The sequence below is a fragment of the Kitasatospora sp. NPDC093558 genome, from assembly GCF_040683475.1.
Classification (GTDB): Bacteria; Actinomycetota; Actinomycetes; order Streptomycetales; family Streptomycetaceae; genus Kitasatospora.
Map to the genome: position 1 here is coordinate 1 of NZ_JBFBDY010000958.1, position 1,958 is coordinate 1,958.

General features: G+C 70.4%; 2 protein-coding genes. Both read left to right on the plus strand.

Features of this window, described 5'->3' with window-relative positions; genetic code table 11:
• Positions 1–71 precede the first annotated feature (71 nt).
• Positions 72–1,460, plus strand: coding sequence for a dihydrolipoyl dehydrogenase (lpdA, locus tag AB0O00_RS37375; RefSeq protein WP_363659146.1), 1,389 nt, complete (start codon positions 72–74; stop codon positions 1,458–1,460).
• Between the two features lie 72 nt (positions 1,461–1,532).
• Positions 1,533–1,958 (plus strand): biotin/lipoyl-containing protein (locus AB0O00_RS37380; protein ID WP_363659147.1); only part of this gene is annotated, 426 nt, incomplete at its 3' end.

The following is a 1,958-nucleotide window of genomic DNA, read 5'->3' on the forward strand; positions in this document are numbered from 1 at the left end:
CACAAAGGCTTCCGACCCACCGGACCGCGACCGGCCCGGCGATCCACACCCCATTGCATGGAGGACGTGACGTGGCGAACGACGCCAGCACCGTTTTCGACGTAGTCATTCTCGGAGGCGGAAGCGGCGGTTACGCCGCGGCGCTCCGCGCCGCTCAGCTGGGCCTGAGCGTTGCCCTGGTCGAGAAGGGTGAGCTGGGCGGCACCTGCCTGCACCGCGGCTGCATTCCGACCAAGGCGCTGCTGCACGCGGCCGAGATCGCCGACGAGACGAAGGAGGCCGCCGAGTTCGGCGTGCTGGCCACCTTCCAGGGCATCGACATCAACGGCGTCCACAAGTACAAGGACGACGTCATCGCCGGCCTGTACAAGGGCCTCCAGGGCCTGGTCGCCTCCCGCAAGGTGACCTTCATCCAGGGCGCGGGCAAGCTCTCCTCGCAGACCTCGGTGGACGTCAACGGCCAGCGCATCGAGGGCCGCCACATCGTCCTCGCCACCGGCTCCGTGCCGCGCTCGATCCCGGGCCTGGAGATCGACGGCAACCGCGTCATCTCCTCCGACCACGCGCTGAAGCTCAACAGCATCCCGAAGTCGGCCGTCATCCTCGGCGGCGGCGTCATCGGCGTCGAGTTCGCCTCGGTCTGGAAGTCCTTCGGCGTCGACGTCACCATCGTCGAGGCGCTGCCGCACCTCGTCCCGCTGGAGGACGAGAACTCCTCGAAGCTGCTGGAGCGCGCGTTCCGCAAGCGCGGCATCAAGTTCGAGCTGAAGGCCCGCTTCTCGGGCGTCGAGTACACCGAGGCCGGTGTCCGCGTCTCCACCGAGAACGGCAAGCAGATCGACGCCGACCTGCTGCTCGTCGCCATCGGCCGCGGCCCGGTCTCGGCCGGCCTCGGCTACGAGGAGAACGGCGTCGCGATGGACCGCGGCTACGTCCTCGTCGACGAGTACATGCGCACCAACGTGCCCACCATCTCGGCCGTCGGTGACCTCGCCCCGACCCTGCAGCTCGCCCACGTGGGCTTCGCCGAGGGCATCCTGGTCGCCGAGCGCCTGGCCGGCCTCAAGCCGATGCCGATCGACTACGACGGCGTCCCGCGCGTGACGTACTCCAACCCCGAGGTGGCCTCCGTCGGCATCTCCGAGGCCAAGGCCGTCGAGCTGTACGGCAAGGACAAGGTCGTCACCCTCAAGTACAACCTGGCCGGCAACGGCAAGAGCAAGATCCTGAAGACCGCCGGCGAGATCAAGCTCGTCCAGGTCAAGGACGGCGCCGTGGTCGGCGTCCACATGGTCGGCGCCCGCATGGGCGAGCAGGTCGGCGAAGCCCAGCTGATCTACAACTGGGAGGCCCTGCCGGCCGAGGTCGCGCAGCTGATCCACGCGCACCCGACCCAGTCCGAGGCCCTGGGCGAGGCGCACCTGGCGCTGGCCGGCAAGCCGCTGCACGCGCACGACTGATCACGCCCCCACCCCCGTTCCCGGTACTTCCCGTACTTCCGTACGCAAGACTTGATAGGAGTCGCTGAAACCATGGCGGTCTCAGTAACACTGCCCGCGCTGGGCGAGAGCGTTTCCGAGGGCACCGTCACCCGCTGGCTGAAGGCCGAGGGTGAGCGTGTCGAGGTCGACGAGCCGCTGCTCGAGGTCTCGACCGACAAGGTCGACACCGAGATCCCGGCGCCGGCCTCCGGCATCCTGGCCTCGATCAAGGTCGGCGAGGACGAGACCGTCGAGGTGGGCGCCGAGCTGGCGATCATCGACGACGGCACCGGCGCCCCGGTCCCCGCCGCGGCCCCGGCCGTCGCCGCCCCGGCCCCGGTCGCCGCCCCGGCCCCGGTCGCCGCTCCGGCTCCGGTTGCCGCCCCGGCTGCTCCGGCTCCGGTCGCCGCTCCGGCCGCCCCGGCCGGCGACGCCACCCCGGTCCTGCTGCCCGCGCTGGGCGAGTCGGTCACCGAG